The following is an 18,768-nucleotide window of genomic DNA, read 5'->3' on the forward strand; positions in this document are numbered from 1 at the left end:
CTACTCAGCCGCCACGCGCGCTAACATATACGGCCATGCCCCGCCGACGCCTGACTGTACAGGCCGTCGAACCTGTACAGAGGAGACCCCATGCAATTGCCGCTGGCGCAGTACACCGGCACCCTGACCGAGCGCATCGTCAGCGCCATCCGCGCAGCGGTGCAGGCCCGCCAGCTGGCGGCCGGCAGCAAATTGCCATCGATCCGCCAGTTCGCCAGCCTGCATGGCGTCAGCACCTTTACCGTGGTGGAAGCCTACGACCGGCTGGTGGCCGAGGGCATTCTGCTGGCCCGCCGTGGCGATGGCTTTTTCATCAGCCCGCGGCAGGGGCAGCGCCAGCCGGTGGCACCGCGCCAGCCGCAGAAATCCATCGACGCCTTCTGGCTGATCGACAACCGCTTCAACCCGGCAGATGGTGACAGCCAGCCCGGCTGCGGCTGGCTACCGGCCGACTGGTACGATGCCGACGGGTTGCAACGCAGCCTGCGCAGTCTGGCGCGCAGCGGCGCCCCGACCGGCTATGGCGACTCCATGGGCTGGCTGCCGCTGCGGCAATGGCTGGCGCAGTGGCTGCAGGAATGCGGCCAACCAGCGCGCCCGGACAACACCCTGCTGACCGAAGGGGCCAGCCAGGCCTTGCAGCTCATCATCCGGGTGCTGGTGCGGCCGGGCGACACCGTGCTGGTGGATGACCCGGGTTACTGCAATCTGATTACCCTGCTGGACATGGCCGGCGCCCGCGTGATCGGCGTGCCGTGGACGGCGCAGGGCCCGGATTGCCAGCAGCTTGCGCGGCTGATGGCGACCCACCGCCCCGGCGCCTTCTTCACCAATCCGCGCCTGCACAACCCCAGCGGCGCCAGTTACGACCACGCCACCACCCACCGCGTGCTGCAACTGGCAGAGCAGCACGCCTGCTGGATCGTGGAGGACGATGTCTCGGCGGCACTGGCCAGCGGCGGCCCCGGCCCGCTGCAGGCGCTGGGCGGCACCGAGCGGGTGATTCACGTCGGCAGCCTGTCCAAGACGCTGGCGCCGACGCTGCGCGTCGGTTATGTCGTTGCCGCCGACACCGTGATCGACGCCCTGCTCAATCACAAGATGGTCAGCGGGCTGAGTTCGTCGCAATTGAGCGAGCAACTGGCGCTGGGCATGCTGACCGACAGCGGCTACCGCCGGCGGCTGCAGAAACTGCAACAGCGCCTGCTAGCGGCCAACCTTGCCACCCGCGAACGGCTGGAGCACCTGGGCTGGCAGCTGTTTGCCGCCCCCGCCCCCAGCCTGTTCCTGTGGGCCAGGCCACCACGCGAGCTTGACCCGCTGGCCCTTACCGAACAGGCACTGGCGCAGGACATCCTGCTGGCGCCCGGCATCCTGTTCCGGCCGCAACGCGAAAGCACGCCCTGGTTACGGCTGAATGTCGCCTACCTCAGCGAGGCGGTGTTCGACTTTCTGGCAACGGCCAGCCAGCCATTGCCCTGACCGGCCGGCACGCGACTTGCCACGCCATGCCCTTGCCGGCAGCATAACGGGCAAACGGCAATCGCCAAGCATGGCGGTCATCCGCCAAAAAACACCGTCCGCCCGCGCGGCACAGCAACGGGGAGACAAGCATGCTGATCAACTGCGCTGCCTACCAGAACGGCAGGAAACTGGCCGACCTGGCGCAGGAAGAAATCCATGACTACCTGCAGCATCTGGACTGCTTTGTATGGGTAGCGCTGCGCGACCCCAGCCCCGAGGACCTGGATGCGATGGCCCGCCAGTTTGACCTGCATGAACTGGCGGTGGAGGACGCCCGCAACGGCCACCAGCGCCCGAAGCTGGAAGAGTACGACGATGTGCTGTTTTGCGTGGTACGAACCCTGGAGCACGACGAACAGGGCGCGCTGATCGTGGGCGAGCTGGACCTGTTTGTCGGCCCCAATTTCGTGCTGTCGATCCGCAATGGCACCCGCAAGGGCTTCCAGAGTGTGCGCGAGCGCTGCGAGCACGAGCCGGAACTGCTGCAGCACGGCGCCGGCTTCGTGTTCTACGCGCTGATCGATGCGGCGGTGGACCGCTACTTTGCCATCATGCACCGCCTGGAAGACGAGCTGGACGAACTGGAGGAGCGCTTGTTCGGCAGCAAAAGCTCGGCGCGGCAAAATATCGAAGACCTGTACGCCCTCAAGCGCAAGCTGGTCACCGTCAGCCATGCGGTAGTGCCGTTGCACGAGGCGGTCGGCCGGCTGCATGGCGGTCGCGTCCCGCGCGTCTGCTTTGAACTGCAAAACTACTACCGCGATGTGGACGACCACCTGGCACGCATCATCCGCAGCCTGGAAACCCAGCGCGACATGCTGTCCACCGCCATCCAGGTCAATCTGGCGATGATCTCGCTGGACGACTCCAGCGTCAGCAAACAGCTGGCCGCCTGGGCCGCCCTGTTCGCCATTCCCACCATGATTGCCGGCCTGTATGGCATGAACTTCAACAATATGCCGGGCCTGAGCGCCCGCGACGGCTTCCAGGTCACCCTGCTGGTGATGCTGCTGCTGGACGTGCTGATGTGGTGGCGCTTCCGCAAGGCAGGATGGCTGTAACCCGCGAGCGGCAGCACAATGCAAAAACCCCGTGTCGCAAGACACGGGGTTTTCTTTATTCTGGTGGCGGGAGAAGGATTCGAACCTTCGAAGGCAGAGCCGTCAGATTTACAGTCTGATCCCTTTGACCGCTCGGGAATCCCGCCAGAAGAGGAGGCGAATAATAGCTACCGCCCCCCTGCCCGTCAACCATTTATTGCCATTTTTCTGCAATTCTTTTTTTAAATAAAGAAAATCGCCGAAAAATCATAACCATGCCAAATGGTTACCACCACCAGAACAGCCAGCCCCAGGCGCTATCCACCCACGCCAGCCCGGCAGCAAAGGCCAGCAGCGGCAGCAGCAGGCGCCAGCCGGTGCACCATTGCCGCACGATGCCCTGCGCCAGCCACAGCGACCACAGATTGGCCGCCAGCAGCAGTGCTAGACGCAGGTCGTTGATCCAGAACCAGTACACGCCCTCGCCGCGCAACAGCGCCAGCGTCACCGCGGTCAAGCCGAGGAACACGCCGCAACCGGCCAGCGGAATCAGCGCCTGCGCCAGATGATGCAGCCGCTGCCATTGCCAGCGCCCAGCGCTGCGTACCGCCAGCGCCAGCGACAGCATGCCACCCAGCCCCAGCACCAGCGCGGTAGCGGCGATGTAGGCCAGCAGCAGCCCGCCATCCAGCCAGCTGAATACGTCGTTCTTTTCCGGATAGTGGGTAAACAGCCACCACGGCGCATTGCTGTCCAGCGGCCAGAACCATTCATGGTCGATCAGCCACTCCGCCAGCGCCTGCTTGATGGCGACGAACCACGGACTGGCGCTCCAGTGGAAGGCACCGATCGCCACCCCCTGCAAGCCGAACACGATCAGCAGCGTCTGCCAGCCATCCGCCTCGCTGGCGCCCAGCCGCACCACCTCGTCCGACGGCGAGCGCCACGACAGCGCCACCGCATCACGGTGACTGCTGCAGCGCCCGCACATATGACAGCCGCTGCCGCCCTGCATCTGGCGGATCGGCTGCAGTGGCGCACAGTCCACCGCCTTGATCGGGATGCTGCGCTTGTTGGCCACCGAGGCCTGCCATGCAGCCTCGTTGACGCGGAAATGCACCGGCGCCAGCTTGGACAGCAGCGAGAACACGCCGTTGACCGGACACAGGTAACGACACCAGGCGCGCTTGCCGCGGGTATACCAGTAGCCCACCGCCATGGCGGCTACCGTGGAGCCGCCCAGCACCAGCAAGGCGGCTTTCGGATACTGGTAGACACTGACCATCTGGCCATACACCGTGGTACAGACGAAAGCGACAAACGGCCAGCCGCCCCAGCGCATCCAGCGCGGAATCGGCCGCCCCTTGCCGTGGCGCGCCGCCCACTCTGCCAGCGCACCCTCCGGGCACAGCACACCGCACCACAGCCGGCCGAACAGCAGCATCGACAGCAGCACGAACGGCCACCAGATGCCCCAGAACGCAAACTCGGCCAGCAGCGTGATGTGGTTCCACACGTGCGCGGTTTCATCCGGCAACGGCAGCACCGCCGGCACGATCAGCAATACCGCATACACCAGCACCACCAGCCATTGCAGCAGGCGGATCAAACCGGCGTGCTCGCGCAGCCAGTCGCCGACCTTGGCCAGACGCCCTGCCGGACGCGGGCCGGATACGCTGCAACTCATGCGGCCAACCTTTGCGGCCGCGGATTACGCCAGCGCAGCAACAACAGGATGCCCGCCCAGTAGCCGGCATAGGCCAGCAGGCTGGTCAGCGACGGTTGTGCGCGATAGCCGGTCAGCGCCGCCAGCACGCCGCCGGCCGGACTCATGTCATCCACCAGCGCCGAGCTGTCCCACAGCCGGTCAACCAGCGTCGGCAGCAGCTCCATCGACTGCAGCTTGTCCACTCCGCTGATGAACAGCGCGGCGGCCAGCAGCAGCAGCATGATTTCGGTCACGCGGAAGAACAGCCGCCACGACAGATAACGCCCGCCCAGTTGCAGCAGCCAGAAGGTAAGCAGTGCCAGCACGAAGCCGATCACGCCGCCGCCGGCCATCCAGCCCAGCTCCGCCCCCTCGGCGCTGGCCAGCATGCCATACAGGAACACCACCGCCTCGCTGCCTTCGCGCGCGACGGCAATTGCCACCAGCACCAGCACGCCCCACCAGTTATTGCGGGCGGCGCGCGCCGCCATGCCGGACTCCAGGTCTTTCTTCAGCGTGCGGCCGTGCTCGCGCATCCACAGCACCATGTGAACGATCAGCGCCGCCGCCACGAATACCATGCCGGCCTGGAACGCATCCTGATGCGGCCCCAGCAGTTCGGCGGCGGCAAACAGACCGAAAGCCAGCAGTGCGGCCAACGCCAGACCGAGCGCCACCCCGCCCCACAGCCAGCGCTTGCCGCCGCTATCGGCGGCGTTGTGCGACAACCAGGCGTGCAGGATGCCGATCACCAGCATCGCTTCCACGCTCTCGCGCCAGACAATAAACAGTACCTGACCCATGACCGGCTCCTTACTTGACGACGATCACGCCCTGCGTGGTCGCCATATGGAATTCGTCATAAAACTTGTATTCGCCCGGCGACAGCGGCCCCAGCGTCACGAAGCTCTCCGCCCCCGGTGCCAGCACTTTTTCCTTGCGCAGCGACAGGCTTTCGAACTCGGCCGCAGTCTTGCCCTTGTTGATGAACTCGATCTTGAAACGCTTGCCGGCCGGCGCGTTGATCTGGCGGGTGTTGAGCTTGCCGTCGTTAAGCTCCAGTTTGAAAGTCGGCAGATCGTCGGCATGGGCCGCAAACGGCAACAGCAAGGCGGCAATCAGCAACAGGCGGGTAGGCATGACATTCCTTAGGCAAATACAACGCAGAACAGCGCCACGGCATAGCCGGCGGCGCTGACACAGACATTAGCGGGGCAAGGCCGGCTTAGTAGCCGCCCTTCTTGCCGATGCCGGCGTAGGTGAATTCGTAGTTGAGATCAAACGGCTTGAACCACGGACCCACGCCGGTTTCCTTGTCCACATGGCGACCAAAGTGGGCGTGCTGGTTCATGCTCGGCGGCATGATGGTGAACTTCAGCTTGTACTTGCCCGGGCCCATCAGCTTGACGTTGTCGCCGTAGTGCGGGCCATCGGATGCCACCATCGGCATGAAGTCGCCCTTGATCACTTCGCTGCTGCCCACTTTCTGCAACTCGTACTTGATCATCAGGTACGGCACCCAGTCGCCTTCGCCAAAGCCGTTCGGATTGCCCTTGGCGGCGTGGATGTCGGCTTCCAGATGCACGTCGGAGGCTTCCGCCTTGGTCATCATGCCGTCCGGCTCCATTTTCACCGGCTGCAGATAGACGGCGGCCACTTCCAGACCGGCCTTGATCTGCGGTTTGCCGATCGGGTATTCGGCGGCTTGCGCCAGCACGGGCAGGGTAAACAGACTGGCGGCCAACAGGGCACTGTAACGAAGACGCATGCTTGGGTTCCCTTTGCAATAAACGATGCGGCCAGACGCAATGACTACTGGCCAGAAATCAAATCAGAACCACATTAAGAACCATTATCATTAATATGTCCACAATTATCGTTGTATCCGGCATGTGTTTTCTGCCCGGAAATTACATGAAAATAATTAAACGGCTGTTTTTAAAATAAAAATGCCGGGCACCGGCAGCGCATCAGAAACCACACCGTCCGTCAGTCCCAGTAACCGGGCGCGGCATACACCTCGCGCAGATGTTCGATGAACAGCCGTACCCTGCCCGGCAGATAGCGGCGCTGCGCCACCACTGCGTACACCGGGTAGTCCGGCGAGGAGAACTTGTCGAGTACCGTCACCAGCCTGCCCTCGCCGATGTCATCCTTCACTTCCCACATCGAGCGCCAGGTCAGACCCAGCCCCTGCAACGCCCAGTCGTGCAGCACCGCGCCGTCGTTGCACTCCAGCGCACCGCGCACCTTGAGGTTCACCAGCTCGCCGCCCACCTTGAAGGTCCAGCCGCGGCTCTGGCTTTCGCCCAGCGACAGGCAGTCGTGGCGCTCCAGATCGTCCAGGGTCTTGGGCATGCCGCGCTGCGCCAGATAAGCCGGCGACGCCACCACCACGCGGCGGTTTTCCGCCAGCCGCACCGCGATCAGGCTGGAATCGGCCAGATCGGAAATGCGGATCGCGCAATCGATACGGTCGCGCGCCAGATCTACCAGCCGGTCCGACAGATCCAGCGCGATGCGCAGGTCCGGATGCTTGCGCAGGAAGCTGGCGACATGCGGCGCCACGTGCTGGCGGCCGAAACCGGCCGGCGCCGATACCCGCAACAGCCCGCGCGCGCGGCCACTGCCGCTGGCAACCGCCGACTCGGCCTCATCCAGCTCGGCCAGGATGCGCAGACAGTCCTCGTAGAAGGCGCTGCCCTCCTGCGTCAGCGCGATGCTGCGGGTGGTGCGCACCAGCAGCTTGACGCCCAGCCGGTGCTCCAGCGCATCCAGCCGGCGACCAATGATGGCCGGCACTACCTGTTCCTGCCGCGCGGCGGCAGAAAGACTGCCCAGATTCACCACCGAAACAAAGGTTTCAAGCTGCTTGAATACGTCCATTAGCACACCAAAAGTAAAAGATGTTGTGGCATTTTAGCGCTTTGCGCAGCGCAGCAACATGGCTACACTGGCCGTCATAACGTCGAAAAACCCCGCGCTCCGGCGCCATATATATCTACAGAGAGAGCATCCATGACTGCACGCATCCAGAAACAGCGCCTGGCCGTTGCGGCCAACCTTTACGACTTCATCGAGCAGGAAGCCCTGCCGGGCACCGGCATCGATAGCGCCGCCTTCTGGCAAGGTTTCGATGCCATTGTGCATGAACTCGGCCCGAAGAACCGCGCCCTGCTGGCCGAACGTGACCGCCTGCAAAGCGAGATCGACCAGTGGCACCGCACCCATCCGGGCCCGATTGCCGACATGGCCGCTTACAAGGCATTCCTTACCGGCCTGGGCTATCTGCAGCCGGTTCCGGCCGACAGCCGCATCGACACCAGCAACATCGACACCGAACTGGCCGAACAGGCCGGTCCGCAGCTGGTGGTACCGGTGATGAACGCCCGCTATGCGCTGAATGCGGCCAACGCCCGCTGGGGCAGCTTGTACGACGCGCTGTATGGCACCGATGCCATCAGCGAAGCCGACGGCGCCGGCAAGGCCGGTGGCTACAACCCGGTGCGTGGCGGCAAGGTTATCGCCTTCGGCCGCGAGTTTCTGGATCAGGCGGCGCCGCTGGAAGGCGGCTCGCACCAGGACGCCGCCGCCTACCGCGTGGCAGGCGGCCAGTTGCAGGTAGCGCTACAGAACGGCAGCGTTACCGGCCTGAAGCAGCCGGCACAGTTCATCGGCTTCAATGGCGATGCCGCCGCGCCTACCAGCGTGCTGCTGAAAAACAACGGCCTGCACTTCGAGATCCAGATCGACAAATCCAGCGCCATTGGCGCGCAGGACGGCGCTGGCGTGAAGGATATCGTGATGGAGGCTGCCATCAGCACCATCATGGACTGCGAAGACTCGGTAGCCGCAGTGGATGCGGACGACAAGGTAGTGGTGTACCGCAACTGGCTGGGCCTGATGCTGGGCACGCTGGTGGAGGAAGTGGAAAAAGGCGGCAAGACCTTTACCCGCCGCCTGAACGCCGACCGCCGCTACAGTGCGGCCAACGGTGGCGAGCTGACCCTGCACGGCCGCAGCCTGCTGTTCATCCGCAACGTCGGTCACCTGATGAGCAACCCGGCGATCCTGGACGGTGAAGGCCGCGAAATCCAGGAAGGCATCCTGGATGCGGTGGTGACCACCCTGATCGCGCTGCACGACCAGCAGCGCAAGGGCAACTCGCGCACCGGCTCCATCTACATCGTGAAACCGAAGATGCACGGCCCGGCCGAAGTAGCCTTCGCCGACGAGCTGTTCGGCCGCGTGGAGCAACTGCTGGGCCTGCCGCAGTACAGCGTGAAGCTGGGCATCATGGATGAAGAGCGCCGCACCAGCGTGAACCTGGCCGCCTGCATTGCGGCAGCGCGACGCCGCGTGGCATTCATCAACACCGGTTTCCTCGATCGCACCGGCGACGAGATGCACACCGCAATGGAAGCCGGCCCGATGATCCGCAAGGGCGACATGAAGACCTCAAGCTGGATCACCGCCTACGAGCGCAACAACGTGCAAGTGGGCCTGGCCAGCGGCCTGCGTGGCCGCGCGCAAATCGGCAAGGGCATGTGGGCGATGCCGGACCTGATGGCCGAGATGCTGAAGCAGAAGATCGGCCACCCGAAAGCCGGTGCCAACACCGCCTGGGTACCCTCGCCCACCGCCGCCGTGCTGCACGCGCTGCACTACCACCAGGTAAACGTGCAACAGGTACAGCAGCAGCTGGAAGCCCAGCCGGCCGTCGATCTGCTGGACGATCTGCTGACCATCCCGGTTGCGGCCAACCCGCAGTGGAGCACGGAAGAGATTCAGCAGGAGCTGGACAACAACGCACAGGGCATCCTCGGCTACGTGGTGCGCTGGGTGGACCAGGGCGTGGGCTGCTCCAAGGTACCGGACATCCACAACATCGGCCTGATGGAAGACCGTGCCACGCTGCGCATCTCCAGCCAGCACATTGCCAACTGGCTGCGCCACGGCATCGTCACCGAGGCGCAGGTGATGGAGACGCTGCAGCGCATGGCCGCGGTGGTGGACCAGCAGAATGCCGGCGACCCGCTGTATCGCAATATGGCCGGCAACTTCAACCACTCGGTTGCCTTCAAGGCCGCTTGCGATCTGGTGTTCAAGGGCTGCGCCCAGCCGTCCGGTTATACCGAACCGCTGCTGCACGCCTGGCGCCAGGTCGCCAAGGCCGAGGCCTGATCGTCGCGACTTAGAGCACAAGCGCCCTGCGGGGCGCTTTTTTCATGCTGGCAGGCAACGCCAGCACCCAAAGTTGGCCGCAAACCACCGGTTTTTAACCTCGACCAACATCGGGACGGGCGGTTTATGCCAGAATTCTGTATTAGCGAGCCGGCATTGTTGTCCGTACTGCAGCCGCCTTCAGTCATCGATCCGTGGAGCTTCCAATGGAAACCTTGCTAGCCAACACTGCTGAACCTGCCTGCTACCGCCCGCTGTCGCCACGGCGCCTGCAGCAGGCGCCAGTGCCGGCGCGCAGCCTGTTGCTGGGCAGCTGGCTGCTATCACTGTTTGCTTCCATCGGACTGGGGCTGGGCGCAGTCATCTGGCAGTGGTCCGGCATCGGCATGCAGTTTGGCGGCGTGTCGTTTTATGTGTCGGTGTATCCGCCGCTGACGCTGTGCCTGCTGTGGTGCCTGCTGTTCGGGCTGGGCTGGGGTGCCATTCCGGCCTACCTGGCCACGTTCTGCCTGTCGCTGTATGCCGGGCTGCCGCTACCGTGGGCGGCACTGTTCGCACTGTCCAATCCGCTTGGGCTGGCGGTGTTCACCATCGCCTACCGCGCGCTGCCGGTGCCATTGAGCCTGCGCAGCGCGGATTCGCTGTTCTTTTTCGCGCTGATCGCCTTTTTCAGCAGCGTGTTCAGCGCCAGCGGCGCCTTTATCTGGATCTACACCAACCGCATCGGCTCCAGCGATGCCTTCGGCTTGTGGCAGGGCTGGTGGCTGGGCAACTTCCTGCAGCTGCTGCTGATCTGTGGTCCGCTGCTGTACCTGCTGGCACCGGCCCTGACCCGCTGGCGCGACCGCGAACTGTTCGATACCCCGCGGCAAGCGCACACCAGCCTGCGCTGGGTGCTGCCGGCCGCCGGAATGGTGGTCAGCGGGGTGTACCTGTATATCGCGCTGTCGTTCTGGCTGAGCCGCAATGCGGTACAGGCCAGCGAGCAGCTGGCCACCCCGGCCGGCTGGCAACGGGCGGTGGCGCTGATTTCCGCCTCCTCGTCCGCGGTCTACATGGTGGTGGCCATCATGTTCCTGGCGATGGGTTTTCTCGGCTACCGTTTTGTCCGCAGCTGGACGCGCCAACTGCAGCAAGCCGTTACCGATGCCGAGGAAGCCAACCGCGCCAAATCGGGCTTCCTGGCGCGCATGAGCCATGAAATCCGCACCCCGATGAATGCCATCACCGGCCTGACCAGCCTGGCACTGCAACAACCGCTGGCCCCGCGCGAGCGCGACTACCTGCTGAAAATACGCAGCGCCGCCGACTCGCTGCTGGTCATCATCAACGACGTGCTGGATTTCTCGCGCGCCGAAATCGGCACCCTGAAGCTGGAGCAGCGTCCGTTCCAGCTGGAACAGTTACTGCAGACCCAGGTGGATCAACTGCGTCAGCAACTGGACGCCAAGCAGCTGCAGCTGCTGGTGCACATCGCGGCCGATGTGCCGCTGACGCTGCACGGCGATACCGTGCGGCTGGGGCAGGTACTGCTGAACCTGCTCAGCAACGCGATCAAGTTCACCGAGGCCGGCGAGATCCGCCTGGAGGTGGATTGCCTGCAGCGCGACGCCGCCGCTGTCACGCTGCAATTCAGTGTCCGCGATAGTGGCATCGGTATCGATGCGGCCACCCTTGGCCGGCTGTTCCAGCCGTTTGCCCAGGCCGACGAATCCATCACCCGCCGCTTTGGCGGCACCGGTCTGGGACTGGCAATCTGTCGTCAGCTGCTGGCGGCGATGGGCGGCGAAATCCATGCCGACAGCCAGCCGGGCCAGGGCAGCTGCTTCCGCTTCCGGCTGGCCCTGCCCTATGTTGCGGCCAGCGAACTGGCGCCACTGCCGGCCGCGCTGACGGTGTTGCTGATCGAGCGCAACGACAGCAGCCGCGAGCACAACCGCCAGCTGCTGCAACAACTGGGCGCCAACGTCAGCGCTTGCAGCAGCATCGGCGCGGCCCGCGTCATGCTGCAGGACGGCATGCGCACACCGCAACGGGTCATTGCCGACCTGCCGGAGCAGGGCGACTGCCACCTGTACCTGGCGCAGCTGCAGCAACTGCTTGCCGATGGCTGCCCCATCCTGTTGCTGGCACCGGCCTACAACTCGCGGCTGGATGCCAGTTGCCAGCCGGTCCGCATCCTCGATCGCCCGTTACTGCCCGCCACGCTGCGTGCCGCCCTGCTCTCCCCGCTGCCAGCGGCAATCCCGCAGCAGCCGCAGGCGACGCCCATGGACCCGCGCTTGCAGGGTCGCCGCATCCTGCTGGCCGAGGACAACCCGATCAACCAGCAGATTGCCAGCGAATTGCTGGAAGCTGCCGGCGCCAGGGTCAGCTGTGCCGAAAACGGCCAGCAGGCGGTAGACATGGCCTTGCAGCACGGCTTCGACGCCATCCTGATGGATGTCCACATGCCGCAACTGGATGGTCTGGCGGCTGCCCGCCTCATCCGCGAGCACGGTCTGCAACTACCGATCATCGCCGTCACCGCCCACGCTTTCGACGAGGCCCGCGAGCAGGCGCTGGCGGCCGGCATGGACGACCATCTGGCCAAGCCGTTTACCCAGGAACAGCTGTACCACGCGGTCGCCCGCCAGCTGGAAAACGTCCCCCCTGCCACCCCGCCTGCCGGCTGCGTGCTGCAACCGGCCAGTGGGCAGAGCGAGGCACAGCACCAGTCGCTACTGCATAAATTCCGCAAGCACCACAGCGGCGATGGCGACATCCTGCGCCGGGCGTTGCAGGAGCAGCGGCTGGAGGACATCCAGCGCATCGCCCACAACCTGAAAACCGTGGCGTTCTACATCAATGCCCGGCAGCTGCAGCAGCTGGCACAGGCCCTGGACGACAGCGCCAAGGACGGCACCATCGTGGCGGAACAGGTCATGGCGCTAGCCGCAGAGCTGGACCATATCCAGCTGGCACTGGCGCAACAGTTGCCGGCGCCGGACTAGCGCCGGCGGCTGGCAGGATTCAGCAACCAGACCGGTCGGCCTTGTCCGGTCGGCCATCACAGGAAGCACTTATGCAGAAAACACTGTTGGCCGCAGTACTGGGCTGTCTGTCGCTTACCGCCTTCGCCAGCGATGTCGAGGTCGATCTGGGACACCGCGCCGACGTGGCCGCGCTGTTCTCCTACCCCAACTGCCAGCAACACTGCCCGGCACCCGCCCCCTCGCTGGAAATGACCGTCAGCCACTGGCTGATGCAGAACGTGCTGCGCGATGCCAGCGGCAGCAAATTGCAGCCGGCGGTCAGCGTGCGCAACGAGGATGACCTCATCAAGGCCCGCATCAGCGATGCGCCGTCCGATGATTACGGCCAACTGCTGCAAGCCTACCTGGCCATCGGCCAGCAGGGTTACCTTGGCGCACAGGCCATCAAGCAAGCCGGCGGCTGGCAAGACGACTGGCGCTTTTTCCTGACCCTGGGCATGGCCATGCGCAACCACCGCACGGTGCAACTGCTGCACTTCCCGCCGGATACGGTACTGAACGACAGCCAGGACTACCTGACTGCGGCCACTACCCTGCGCTGGGCACAGGTGCTGGGTTTTAACGGCATGAATACCCGTGACAACGCGCTGTACCAGACCATTGCCGATATCGCCCCGATCGCCGCACCGGCCAGTGCCGGCGCGGAGCTGACCCAGGTTTACAGCTATTTCACCCCGTACAGTACCGCGCTGCTGCAAAGCTGGACCGCGCCGCAGCCCGGCAGCAGCAGCGTGCGCCCGATGGTGGCGCTGGGCGGGCCGGCACGCGACTGGTTTGCCCAGCAATACCTGCCGGCCGGCAGCAAATTTGATGTACTGCAGCTGGCCAAGGTCAATATCGGCAATAACCAGCAGGTGCCGGTGCTGGGTGGCAACCACCCAAGCTACATCTGGTACGCCAAAACCGATGCTGAAGGCATCAACATCATGCAGCAGGACCTCACTGTCGCATGCTGGCAGAACGCCATGGGCCAGAAGCCGGATAGCGATGCGCAAACCGTACTCGATAGCTGTAGCAGTAGCTGGCAGCAGGACAGCAATATGGTTTGCCGGTTGTATTACACCTCGGTCAAGAATCTGGATGCCGCCAGCGCCAAGGCCAAGTGCCAGTAAGCTGATCATGCCGTGGCGCATGCCGCCACGGCTTCCCTTCCCCACTGTCTATCGGTTGGTAAAGCGTGTTCCGCTTGCCTAGTATGCAGTACGACGCCCTGCCACCCAGCTTGCCGGCGTGCCCGCCGCGTGGCACAGCCAGCGGGCGGTGACTGTCGCTGCCAGGCCCAATGTCACTGGTGCGCCGTGCCCCGTCTCCATCACCGACTGCCACCGACATGCCGCGTCAACTCCGCCTACGGTCCATCTCCCCGCTGATGCGCCAGCTGATTCCGCTGGCCGGCTTTACCGCCATCGTGGTCGCGCTGCTGCTGGCGTGGAGTGCCTACGAGGATGCGGCCAAGCGTGGCCGGCAGGAGTTGCTGGCGGCGGGTGAGCGGCTGGCCTCCAACGTCGATCACGAACTGACGATCCGCCTCAACACCCTGAACAGCATGCAGGTACTGGCGGAGCAGTATCTGGCCGAACGCAGTCCGCTGGACTGGAGTGTGCATCCGTTCCTGGTGCCGGAGCCGCAGCATCACGGCTATTCGCTACGCTTGCCTGCCGGCTTTAGCAACCAGAGCCTGGGCAATATCACCGGCCTTGGGCCGATACCGGCGGAAGACTCGCCGGCGGTGCGCGAGATGCAGATGGCGCTGGCGCTTACCCCGATGTTCCGTGCCCTGATCGGACGCGACCCGGACACACCGTGGGTGTACTACACCTCGGCCAGGCAGTTCATGTACCTGTACCCGCGGGTGGGGGTGGCCGATTACTTTGTCACCCCGCAGACCTTCGGCATGGATTTCTACATGCGCGCGCATCCGGCCAAGAATCCGGCCGGCGAACTGGTGTGGACGCCTGCCTACCAGGACGATGCCGGCCGCGGCTGGATGGTGAGCATGTCCGCCCCGGTGCATAACCGCGGTGTGTTCTGCGGCGTCATCAGTGTCGACATCACCACCAGCCGTCTGGCCTGGCTGCTGGAACGCATTCCGATCGCCAACGCCAGCCGCCACCTGCTGCAGGCCGACGGCAAGAAACTGGCCAGCGCCGGCGGCCCGGCTCCGCAACTGCAGCCGGCCAACTGGCCGCAACACACCCTGCAACCGCGCGGCCAACGTTTGCTGGCGGTGTTCCCGCTGGAGGCAAACGACTGGTATCTGGTGCTGGATGGCGATGCCAAGGCGCTGCAATGGGAGGCCATCCGCCAGTCGCTGCCGTTCTGGCTGCTGGTACTGTTTCTCAGTGGCAGCCTGGGACTGCTGCTGGTTCTGCTGCGCAGCTGGGCGCGGGTGGAGCACCTGTCCAGCCATGACTGGCTCACCGGGCTGTGGAACCGACGCGCCTTCGACGAGCAGCTGCAGGATGCCCTTGGCCACCTCAAGCGCGGCGGCAGCTCGCTGGCGCTGATCCTGTTCGATGTCGATGACTTCAAGCACTACAACGACACCCTGGGCCACCCGGCCGGCGACAAGGCCTTGCAGGACATCGCGCGGGTGGTGCAGCAGGTGGCACAGCGCCAGGACGACCGCGTCTACCGCCTCGGTGGCGAGGAGTTCGCCATTGTCACCAGCCTGCCGGACCAGACGCGGCTGCAAGCCTTCATGGACCGCGTCGCCGCCGCGGTGTACGAGTACAACATCCAGCACCCGGGCAGCAGCTACGGCGTACTGACCATCTCGCTGGGCGGCGTGCTGATGCTGCAAGGGGCGCAGCCGGATGCCGCCGAAGTCTACCGCCAGGCCGACCAGGCGCTGTACCGCGCCAAGGCCCGCGGCAAGAACTGCAGCCACCGTCACGACGGCAGCGACTGAGCCGCTATACCTGTACCGACGGCACCGACTTCATGCAGCGCAGGGTGAAATGCGAACGGGTGTGGCGGATGCCCTGGATCTTGTACAGCTTCTCACGCAGAAAGCGCTCGTAGCCGGCGGTGCCATCCACCGCCACCTTGATCATGTAGTCGTACTCACCGCTCAAGAGGTGCGCTTCCAGCACCTCCGGCAGTGCCGCCAGTTCCTCGCCGAAACGCGCCAAGGTGTCTTCCTCGTGCGCGTTCAGCGTCACCTCGATCATCACCGTGTCGCGCAGCCCCATCTTCTTCTGGTCGATCAGCGCCACATAGCCCTGGATATAACCGGCCTGCTCCAGCTGGCGGGTGTGCTTCCAGCACGCCGACGGCGACATGCCCACCCGTTCCGCCAGCTCGGCGTTGGACAGCCGCGCATTGCGCTGCAGCTCGCGCAGGATGTTTCTGTCCTGTGCGCTTAATGTGAAATCGGTTTCCTGCATGGCATCACCAGGAAATTTTTAGCGTTGTTTTTGGCAAAACAGGAAACATTCTAGACCAATCAACGCCATGACGCAGTCAGTTCGAAAGCCTTTTCGCGGCGGCGGGTCGTAAACTTTTCCCACGTTCTCCTGGCAGACAGGCCGCTACCCGCCGCCTGCCCACCGGCGGCCACCATGCCGCCGGACTGCCGCTGACGGTTGCCGCGCCCACCAGGCTGGCAGGCCACAGCAGACGGATAAAGAAGCAGGTCGGCAACGGCCGGGACAAAGTACCAAGACGCCCGCAGGGCGCACAAAAGCATGCGGCCAACCTGGCACCAGGTTGGCCGCATCGTTTTTGCACTCGCCGGATCAGTTCTGCTGCTGCAGCGCGCGGGCGATGAAGTGGCGCGGCACGCGCGGCTTGGGTACCCGCACGTCGAACCACTGCTGCACGTTCATGTCGAGGCCGATGCCGTGCATGAAGTTGTACAGCGCCTTGTTCAGCGCACGCCCCATTGCCTCGTGGTCGGTGCCGGTCGGATCGATGAAGCCGACATCGTTACGGGCAAAGGTGATCTCCGGCTGCGGGATCAGCTTGACGCCGTATTCGTCCGGGTTCTGCCCCACCGGCGAATGTACGGTACAGGCAAAGCGGTGGAAGAAGCCGCTTTGGATGCAGCCGTTGTCGAACAGCTGGCGCACATACTCCAGCGCGTCCACGGTGTCCTGCACCGTCTGGGTGGGGAAGCCGTACATCAGGTAGGCGTGCACCAGGATGCCGGCCTCGGTAAAGCCCTGCGTCACCCGCGCCACCTGCTCCACCGACACGCCCTTCTTCATCAGCTTCAGCAGCCTATCCGACGCCACCTCCAGCCCGCCGGAAATGGCGATGCAGCCGGAATCGGCCAGCAGCTGGCACAGCTCGGGAGTGAAGGATTTTTCGAAGCGGATATTGCCCCACCACGAGATGCTGACATTGCGGCGCAACAGCTCCTCGGCCAGCGCGCGCAGCATCTTGGGCGGCGCAGCCTCGTCGACAAAGTGGAAGCCAGTCTGCCCGGTCTCGGCGACGATGGCTTCGATGCGGTCCACCAGCACCTCGGCCGAGGCGGTTTCGTAGCGCGAGATGTAGTCCAGCGTCACGTCGCAGAAGCTGCACTTCTTCCAGTAGCAGCCATGCGCCACCGTCAGCTTGTTCCAGCGCCCGTCGCTCCATAGCCGGTGCATCGGGTTGAGCATGTCCAAGAGCGACAGGTAGCGGTCGATCGGCAGGCCGTCCCAGGTTGGAGTGCCGACTTCGCTGAACGGGATGTCGGCTTCCATCATGTTCACGTAACGTACCGCGCCGTCTTCCCGCAGATAGGTGCGCACCAGCCGCGAGACGCCGCGCTGGCCGGCAAAGTGCTCCAGCAGCGCCAGGATCGGCTTCTCGCCATCGTCCAGGGTGATGAAGTCGAAGTAGTCGAACACCCGCGGCTCTTTCAGCTCGCGCAGTTCGGTGTTGACGAAGCCGCCGCCCAGCACGGTGCGGATCTGCGGCCAACGTTGCTTGATGGTTTGCGCGATGCGGAACGCGGCGTACACCGAGCCGGGAAACGGCACCGACAGCAGCACCACGTCCGGCTGGTGGCGTTCGATGGCGGCCGCGGTCAGCTCGGCCAAGGTGTCGTCCACCAGGTTTGGCGCCGCCGCCAGCGCCTTGGCCAGCGGCTCGAAGGTGGGCTGCGCCATCGCCAGCGATTCGGCGTAGCGCACGAACTCGAAGCGCGGGTCCACCGCCTCGCGCAGCACGTCGGCCACGTCGTTGAGGTACAGCGTCGCCAGATGGCGGGCGCGGTCGTAGCTGCCCAGCGCGCCGAAGGCCCACGCCAGCGGATCGCCGCCTTTCGGATCGTCCGGGTCCATGTAGTTTTCCAGCGAGGCGAAGCGCGCGCCCTCCGGCAGATAGCCGCGGCTGGCGATGCGGTAGGCCAGCGTGGCATCGCGCCCCTGCAGGAACGCGATTACCCGGTCGATGGTGGCCAGGTACTGCGCCTGATGCTCGATGAAATGCCACAGCTGCTGGCTGCGCTTCTTCACCGGCACCGCCTCCACCGCCGGCAGGATCGCCTGCAGCCCGGCACGCGAGAACAGCCGCAACACCAGCGCCAGCGCCAGATCCTCCTGCACGGCGCTGACGCCGCGCGAGCGCAGGAAGCCGGTGATGTAGGCGGTGGAAGGATACGGCGTGTTCAGCTGCGTCATCGGCGGGATGAGCGACAGCACGCGGGGCGAGGCAATCTGGGACATGGCGGGTTCCGGCTGAAAACAAGGCGGGCAGCCATGGCTGCCCGTGATGTGCGGATTTTCTCATGAAAAGCCCGCTTTGACATGGTTGGCCGCAGGCTTGCCAAGCGCAAACCGGCACACGCCAAAAAATGACAATGCGGTAATATGCCGCCTTCCCACTCACCTGATAACGAGGACACCATGCGTCACCTGATCACCATCCTGAGCCTGGGTCTGGGGCTTGCCCTGGCCGCCAGCGCCCACGCCAACTCCAGTTGCGACAAGCCCCACAACGATTTCGACGACCTCTACTGCCTGAACAAGGTCTACAGCCAGGCGGACAAGGACCTCAACGACAACTACGGCCAGCTGGCCAAGCTGCTGGATGGCGACGGCCGCCGCATGCTGAAGAGCGGCCAGCTGCAATGGATGCGCCAGCGCAACGACAACTGCAGCTATCGCGACCAGCGCGGCTTCTTCGTCAACCTGGATTGCGCCACGCAGACCACGCTGGAGCGGGTGCGCTTCCTGCAGGACCGCGTGCGCGAGTGCAAGAGCGCCGGCTGCATGAACAGCAAGCTGTAAGCATGACGGGGCGGCCGCCCGGCTGCCCCTGCCCCACCCGGCGCGGGAAGACG

The 18,768-nt window shown here is 64.6% G+C and carries 14 protein-coding genes and 1 tRNA gene; 7 read left to right on the forward strand and 8 right to left on the reverse strand.

The features are described 5' to 3' along the window. Positions 1-90: 90 nt before the first annotated feature. Both HU218_RS07670 and corA read left to right on the forward strand, forming a co-directional pair. Positions 91-1,482 carry an aminotransferase-like domain-containing protein gene (locus HU218_RS07670; protein ID WP_174874361.1) on the forward strand — a complete coding sequence of 464 codons (1,392 nt, stop codon included), beginning with the start codon at positions 91-93 and terminating at the stop codon, positions 1,480-1,482. A 131-nt stretch (positions 1,483-1,613) separates the two neighbouring features. Beyond that, the gene (gene corA, locus HU218_RS07675) at positions 1,614-2,585 is read left to right on the forward strand and encodes a magnesium/cobalt transporter CorA (protein ID WP_174874362.1); all 972 of its coding nucleotides are present in this window, start codon (positions 1,614-1,616) and stop codon (positions 2,583-2,585) included. A gap of 61 nt (positions 2,586-2,646) precedes the next feature. On the opposite strand, the gene HU218_RS07680 is transcribed toward corA, so the two are convergent. The 6 genes from HU218_RS07680 to HU218_RS07705 all read right to left on the reverse strand — a co-directional run bounded on the left by HU218_RS07680 (position 2,647) and on the right by HU218_RS07705 (position 7,158). Continuing rightward, positions 2,647-2,731 (reverse strand) — tRNA-Tyr (locus tag HU218_RS07680). A 119-nt stretch (positions 2,732-2,850) separates the two neighbouring features. Continuing rightward, positions 2,851-4,251: a 4Fe-4S binding protein gene (locus HU218_RS07685; RefSeq protein WP_174874363.1), complete on the reverse strand. Its 1,401-nt coding sequence runs from the start codon at positions 4,249-4,251 to the stop codon at positions 2,851-2,853. Then, a complete protein-coding gene (locus tag HU218_RS07690; protein ID WP_174874364.1) occupies positions 4,248-5,075 on the reverse strand; it encodes an FTR1 family iron permease in 828 nt (275 codons plus the stop codon). Before HU218_RS07690 ends, HU218_RS07685 begins: the two co-directional genes overlap by 4 nt. Before the next feature lie 10 nt (positions 5,076-5,085). After that, positions 5,086-5,412, reverse strand: a complete 327-nt coding sequence (locus HU218_RS07695; protein ID WP_174874365.1) for a cupredoxin domain-containing protein — start codon at positions 5,410-5,412, stop codon at positions 5,086-5,088. Between the two features lie 85 nt (positions 5,413-5,497). Further along, positions 5,498-6,040 (reverse strand): iron transporter, encoded by a 543-nt coding sequence (locus tag HU218_RS07700; protein WP_174874366.1) that lies wholly within the window; start codon positions 6,038-6,040, stop codon positions 5,498-5,500. A gap of 221 nt (positions 6,041-6,261) precedes the next feature. Beyond that, the gene (locus HU218_RS07705) at positions 6,262-7,158 is read right to left on the reverse strand and encodes a LysR family transcriptional regulator (protein WP_174874367.1); all 897 of its coding nucleotides are present in this window, start codon (positions 7,156-7,158) and stop codon (positions 6,262-6,264) included. Positions 7,159-7,290: 132 nt separating this feature from the next. Between HU218_RS07705 and HU218_RS07710 the strand changes: the two genes are divergently transcribed. The 4 genes from HU218_RS07710 (at position 7,291) to HU218_RS07725 (ending at position 15,402) form a co-directional block, all read left to right on the forward strand. After that, positions 7,291-9,456, forward strand: a complete 2,166-nt coding sequence (locus HU218_RS07710) for a malate synthase G (RefSeq protein WP_174874368.1) — start codon at positions 7,291-7,293, stop codon at positions 9,454-9,456. A 206-nt stretch (positions 9,457-9,662) separates the two neighbouring features. Further along, complete coding sequence (locus HU218_RS07715) at positions 9,663-12,449, forward strand: hybrid sensor histidine kinase/response regulator (protein WP_174874369.1); 2,787 nt, start codon at positions 9,663-9,665, stop codon at positions 12,447-12,449. Between the two features lie 71 nt (positions 12,450-12,520). Further along, the gene (locus tag HU218_RS07720) at positions 12,521-13,603 is read left to right on the forward strand and encodes a hypothetical protein (RefSeq protein WP_174874370.1); all 1,083 of its coding nucleotides are present in this window, start codon (positions 12,521-12,523) and stop codon (positions 13,601-13,603) included. Positions 13,604-13,821: 218 nt separating this feature from the next. Beyond that, complete coding sequence (locus HU218_RS07725; RefSeq protein WP_174874371.1) at positions 13,822-15,402, forward strand: sensor domain-containing diguanylate cyclase; 1,581 nt, start codon at positions 13,822-13,824, stop codon at positions 15,400-15,402. A 4-nt stretch (positions 15,403-15,406) separates the two neighbouring features. Here the strand turns inward: HU218_RS07725 and HU218_RS07730 are convergent, their stop codons facing one another. After that, complete coding sequence (locus HU218_RS07730) at positions 15,407-15,880, reverse strand: Lrp/AsnC family transcriptional regulator (protein ID WP_174874372.1); 474 nt, start codon at positions 15,878-15,880, stop codon at positions 15,407-15,409. A 351-nt stretch (positions 15,881-16,231) separates the two neighbouring features. Next, complete coding sequence (locus HU218_RS07735; RefSeq protein ID WP_174874373.1) at positions 16,232-18,151, reverse strand: B12-binding domain-containing radical SAM protein; 1,920 nt, start codon at positions 18,149-18,151, stop codon at positions 16,232-16,234. A gap of 180 nt (positions 18,152-18,331) precedes the next feature. On the opposite strand from HU218_RS07735, the gene HU218_RS07740 reads away from it, so the two are divergent. After that, positions 18,332-18,715, forward strand: a complete 384-nt coding sequence (locus HU218_RS07740) for a lysozyme inhibitor LprI family protein (RefSeq protein ID WP_174874374.1) — start codon at positions 18,332-18,334, stop codon at positions 18,713-18,715. The last annotated feature ends 53 nt before the right edge of the window (positions 18,716-18,768 follow it).

The sequence above is a fragment of the Vogesella oryzae genome, from assembly GCF_902829295.1.
GTDB classification, from domain to species: domain Bacteria; phylum Pseudomonadota; class Gammaproteobacteria; order Burkholderiales; family Chromobacteriaceae; genus Vogesella; species Vogesella oryzae.